The organism is Actinoplanes sp. NPDC048791 (assembly GCF_040650095.1).
Classification (GTDB): Bacteria; Actinomycetota; Actinomycetes; order Mycobacteriales; family Micromonosporaceae; genus Actinoplanes.
This window is the reverse complement of the sequence record NZ_JBEZGQ010000656.1, coordinates 1-4,896: the sequence shown is the minus strand read 5'-3', so window position 1 is coordinate 4,896 and position 4,896 is coordinate 1. Positions and strand designations below refer to the sequence as shown.

The window sequence follows — 4,896 nt, the reverse complement described above, 5'->3', positions numbered from 1 at the left end:
CGGCGGCCCCCTGTGGATCACGCTGGCCGTGCTGGCGGCGGTCGGCGGTGCCCTGACCGCGGCGTACTTCCTGCGGCTGCTGCGCCGGGTCACCCACGGCCCGGCGAGCCCGGCGGTGGCCGGCTTCGCGGGCATCACCCGCCCCGAATGGCTGGCGTGGTCGCCGCTGGTGCTGCTCGCGCTGGCCATCGGACTGGTGCCGGCGCTGGTGCTCGCCGCGACCGCCGACCCGGTGGCCGCCCTGACCGGAGCCCTGCCATGACCCAGACCGTGAACCACTTCGCCCTGCTGCCGCTGTACGCGGCGGGCGGCACCGCGCTGCTCGTCCTGGTGCTGGAGCTGGCCTTCGGCCGATTCGTGCTGCCGGCGGGCATCGTCGGTGGGCTCGCCACGATCGGCGGGGCGGTCGCGCTCGGGCTGCGCCCGGCCTCGACCTTCTGCGGCGCCGAGCACTGCTCCTGGGTGAGTGGCCCGCAGGCGGCGGTGGTGGCGGTGCTGTTCGCGGCGCTGACGATCGGGGTGCTCGCGCTGTCGGCCCCGGCGCTGCGCGCGGGCATCGCCCCGGCCGGCGAGTTCTGCTTCCTGCTGACCAGTTCGATGGCCGGGGGAGTGGTCATCGCGTACGCGGGCGACCTGATCACCCTGATCGTCGGGCTGGAGACATTGACCCTGCCGCTGTACGTGCTCGTGGGCCTGCGCCGCTTCGCTCCCCGCGAGCGGGTGACGACCACCGGCGCCTCGGCCGCGGTCACGTTCTTCCTGGTCAGCGTGATCTCCACGGCGATCGCCCTGCTCGGCGCGGCCCTGCTGTTCGCGTCCACCGGCGTGCTGCACCTGGCCGTGCTGACCGAGGGATCGGGCCCGCTCGCGCCCCTGGGGGCGGTCGGCGCCGCGCTGCTGGTGATCGGCTTCGCGTTCAAGGTGGCGGCGGTCCCGCTGCACGCCTGGGCGCCGGCCACCTACGACGGCTCACCGGTGCCGGTGGCGGCGTACCTGTCGACCGCCTCGAAGCTCGGCGGCGTGGTGGCCCTGGCCGCGGTCGTGCAGCGGCTGGACACCGGGCCGCTGGTGGCGGTCCTGGCCGTGCTGACCATGACGGTGGGCAACCTGGTCGCCCTGCGCCAGACCCGGACGGTACGGCTGCTGGCCTGGTCGTCGGTGGCCCAGGCGGGCTACATCCTGGCGGCGCTGGCGGTGGGCTCGGCGGGGGTGCCGGCGGCGATCGCGTACGCGGTCTTCTTCGTCGTGCTCGAGTTCGTGGCGTTCGCCGTGGTGGTGGCCCTGCGCGGGCCGTCCGCCGACGGTGGCGAGCTGGCCGATCTTCGCGGCCTGGGCCGTCGTCAGCCGTGGCTGGGTGCGGCGCTCGTGCTGGCCCTCGCGGGTCTGGCCGGCCTGCCACCGGGCCTGGCCGGTCTGTTCGCCAAGGTGACCGTGATCGCCGCCCTGATCAACGCGGGCTGGGGCTGGCTGGCCGCGGTGGTGGCCCTCAACGCCCTCATCGCCCTGGCCTACTACGTCCGGGTGGCCGCCCTGCTCTACACCCGCGCCGAGCCGGTCGGTGTGCACTTCGCCGACCTCCCCGCCCCCGAACCGGCGACGACCGGATCCACCGTGACCGCGGTCGCCGACCCGGAGCTGCTCCAGGCGGCCACCCACCCCCGGGTCCCGGTGCCCCGCCCGGTGGCCGCGGCGGTCGCGGTGGCTGTCACGGTCACCGTCATCCTGGGCTTCGCACCACAGTGGATCTTCGACGCGCTGCTCGGTTGATCCCGGGTGTATCGATGATCACCTACAGCGAACTCACAGCTACAGCTGGATGAATCCACACCCTTTCGATGTTCCATGAGACGTGGGCCCACCGGCCCCAACGTCGAAGGAGCACCATCGTGCACAGCCATCACAACGGCCTCAAGACGGCCGCTCTGCTGGGCTTGCTCACCGCCATGATCCTGGCCGTCGGCTACTGGCTCGGAGGAAGCGGCGGGCTGGTTTTCGCCGTCGTCCTGTCGCTGGCGCTCAACGCCGGCAGCTACTTCTTCTCCGACAAGATCGCCCTGCGGTCCATGCGGGCCCGCCCGGTCTCCGAGGCCGAGTTCCCCGCGCTGCACCAGATCGTGCGCGAGCTCGCCACGGAGGCGGGCCAGCCGATGCCACGCCTGTACGTGAGCCCGGCGATGCAGCCGAACGCGTTCGCGACCGGCCGCAACCCGCAGCACGCCGCCGTGGCGGTCACCGTCGGCATCACGCAGCTGCTGGACCGGCGGGAGCTGCGCGGCGTCATCGGCCATGAGCTCTCCCACGTCTACAACCGCGACATCCTGATCTCCAGCGTCGCCGCGGCGCTGGCCGGCATCATCACCATGGTCGCCCAGCTGGCGATCTTCCTGCCGTTCGGTGGCTCGGACGACGAGGACGGCCCGAACCCCGCGTCGCTGCTGCTCATGCTGATCCTCGGCCCGCTGGCCGCGTCGGTGATCCAGCTCGCGATCAGCCGCAACCGGGAGTACCAGGCCGACGCGTCCGGCGCGACCCTGACCCGTGACCCGCTGGCCCTGGCCAGTGCGCTGGAGAAGATCCAGTACGGCGCGCAGCGGCTGCCGCTGCCGGCCGACGGTCAGCTCGCCACCTCGGCCCACCTGATGATCGCCAACCCGCTGCGCGGCGGCGGCATCGCGTCGCTGTTCTCGACGCACCCGCCGATGGCCGAGCGGATCAAGCGGCTGCACCAGCTGGCCGCGATCACCGGCACCGGGCCGGTGCAGTTCCAGCGCTGACCCCGCCCCACCGTCACCCCCGTCTCGCGTGCCGAGGCGGGGGTGACGTCTGTGACACCCAGCCTTATTTCACGTGTGTTACGCGCCTGCCGACGGTTACGTTCGGGGCTCGCGACCGAAGGAGGTAGGACCTGATGACCGCACTGCGTCAGTACCTTGGCGTGTGGCAGATGCCGGGCGGCCGGGTCCTGTTGATCGTCGGCATCCTCGCCCGCCTGGGCATCGGCATGACCCCGCTCGCCCTGCTGCTGCTCGTCCAGGAGACCACCGGCCGGTACGCCGCCGCGGGCCTGGCCGGCGGCATGTACGCGCTGGGCGGCGCCGCGAGCAGGCCGGTCGCCGGGCGCCTGGCCGAGGGGATCGGCCCGTCAGCGGTGGTGTGGACGACAGCGGTGCTGCATCCGCTCGCCCTGGTCGGCCTGTTGCTGGTCAGCCGGGGTGGCGAGGCGGCGCTGCCGGGCATCTTCGTGGCGTCGGCGCTGGCCGGTGCGACGTACCCGCCGCTGACCGCGGCGATCCGCCGGGCCTGGACCGACGCCACCGCGGTGGGCAGCGGGCGGCACGGCCTGCGGGAGGCCGCGATGGCCGCCGAGACGTCCCTGTTCGAGCTGGTCTTCGTGCTGGGCCCGATGCTGGTCGCGGCCCTGCTCGTGGTCACCCACGACCCGGCGACCGCACTGGCCACCTCGGCCGTGGCGACCTTCGCCGGCACCCTGTGGATCGCGTCGCTGCCGATCATGCGGCACTGGGTGCGCCACGTGGACGCGGACACGACCCGCGGCCTGGGCCCGCTCAAGGAGGGTGGTTTCGGCGCCCTCCTGGTCTGTGTCGCCGCGCTCGGTACGGCCTTCGGCGCCGCCGGCGTGATCGTGCCCGCGTACGCCGGCCAGCACGGCGGCGGTGACAGCCTCGGCGGTGTCCTGCTCGGTGTCTGGGGCGTGGGCAGCGCGATCGGCGGCATCTGGTTCGGCACCCGGCGGCCCGCGATGGCCCTGCCCCGCCAGTTCGCCTGGCTGCTCGGCGGGGTCGCCCTGAGCTTCCTGGTGCTGGCCGCCATGCCGAATCCGCTGTCGCTGGGCATCGCCCTGGTCGTGGGCGGCGCGACGATCGCTCCGGCCCTGACCGTGGAGAACAATCTGGTCGGCCGGATCGCCCCGGCCGGCATGCTGAACGAGGCGTACACCTGGGTGATCACCGTGAGCGTGGCGGGCAGCGCGGCCGGTGGCGCGGTGGCGGGGGCCATCGTGGACCAGCCGGGCGGGCTGCCGTGGGCCTTCGTCTTCGCGGCCGCGGTGCTGGTCCTGGCCTCGCTGGTGGCCGCTGTGCCGAGCGGACCCATGGCCCGGGCGGACCGGCGTGCGGCCGAGCGGCTGGAGCAGGCGATGGCGGCGGCGCACTGACGCCTGTCGGATTGTCGTCATCACCCCTTTAGCCTGATAGAAGGCGGGATTGCCGCTCCGCGCCGTTACGTTCCGGTGATGGCAGCAGGTCGTTATCGGACGGTATGGCGGATTCCGTACGCCCCCACGCTCCTGGTGGCCGGGATGGTGTCGCGGCTCGGCATCGCCATGACCCCGCTGGCCCTGCTGCTGCTCGTCGAGGAGGCCACCGGCCGGTACGCCGCCGGTGGCCTCGCCGCGGGTTGCTACGCGCTCGCCGGCGCAGTGGTCAACCCGCTGACCGCCCGCATCGCCGACCGGATCGGCCCCGCGCCGGTGCTGCGGCTCTGCGCGCTGGCCCACGCCCTCGTCCTGACCGCCCTGGCCCTGCTGACCGACGCGGCGTTACCGCTGCTGCTGGTCGTCTCGGCGATCGCGGGGGCCACCTATCCGCCGCTGACCGGGGCGATCCGCGGAGCCTGGACAACCATGACCGGAGGCGTCGTCGGGCCACGCGTACGGCAGGCCGCACTGGCGGCCGAGACGTCGCTGTTCGAGCTGATCTACGTCATCGGCCCGCTGCTGGTGGCCGCGCTGACCGTGCTCCGGCTCGGCTACGGCCCGGCGCTGCTGGTCGCGGCGGCGGTCACGCTGCTCGGCGGCCTGGCGGTCGCCCGGGTGCCGGTGCTGCGGTTCCCCCGGCGGATGGCCCGTCGCCCGATGCGCCGCACCCCCGGGTTCGG

Annotated in this window: 4 protein-coding genes and 1 pseudogene; all 5 read left to right on the top strand. The window is 73.6% G+C overall.

The genetic code is table 11. The annotated features are described in order from the left end of the window. A pseudogene (locus AB0C29_RS33790) lies at nt 1-262 on the top strand (NADH-quinone oxidoreductase subunit M); the annotation flags it as partial. Beyond that, complete coding sequence (locus AB0C29_RS33785; protein ID WP_360828942.1) at nt 259-1,767, top strand: proton-conducting transporter membrane subunit; 1,509 nt, start codon at nt 259-261, stop codon at nt 1,765-1,767. The pseudogene AB0C29_RS33790 and the gene AB0C29_RS33785, both read left to right, overlap by 4 nt. A 68-nt stretch (nt 1,768-1,835) precedes the next feature. After that, complete coding sequence (gene htpX, locus AB0C29_RS33780) at nt 1,836-2,774, top strand: zinc metalloprotease HtpX (RefSeq protein ID WP_360828939.1); 939 nt, start codon at nt 1,836-1,838, stop codon at nt 2,772-2,774. A gap of 134 nt (nt 2,775-2,908) precedes the next feature. Continuing rightward, complete coding sequence (locus AB0C29_RS33775; RefSeq protein ID WP_360828936.1) at nt 2,909-4,174, top strand: MFS transporter; 1,266 nt, start codon at nt 2,909-2,911, stop codon at nt 4,172-4,174. 78 nt (nt 4,175-4,252) lie between these two features. Next, the coding region (locus tag AB0C29_RS33770; protein WP_360828933.1) for an MFS transporter at nt 4,253-4,896 on the top strand (644 nt) is incomplete at its 3' end.

Bases quoted from the DNA above. Each gene is read 5' to 3' on its own strand.
- htpX (WP_360828939.1), top strand. From the start codon at position 1,836: ATGTTCCATGAGACGTGGGCCCACCGGCCCCAACGTCGAAGGAGCACC.
- AB0C29_RS33785 (WP_360828942.1), top strand. From the start codon at position 259: ATGACCCAGACCGTGAACCACTTCGCCCTGCTGCCGCTGTACGCGGCG.
- AB0C29_RS33775 (WP_360828936.1), top strand. From the start codon at position 2,909: ATGACCGCACTGCGTCAGTACCTTGGCGTGTGGCAGATGCCGGGCGGC.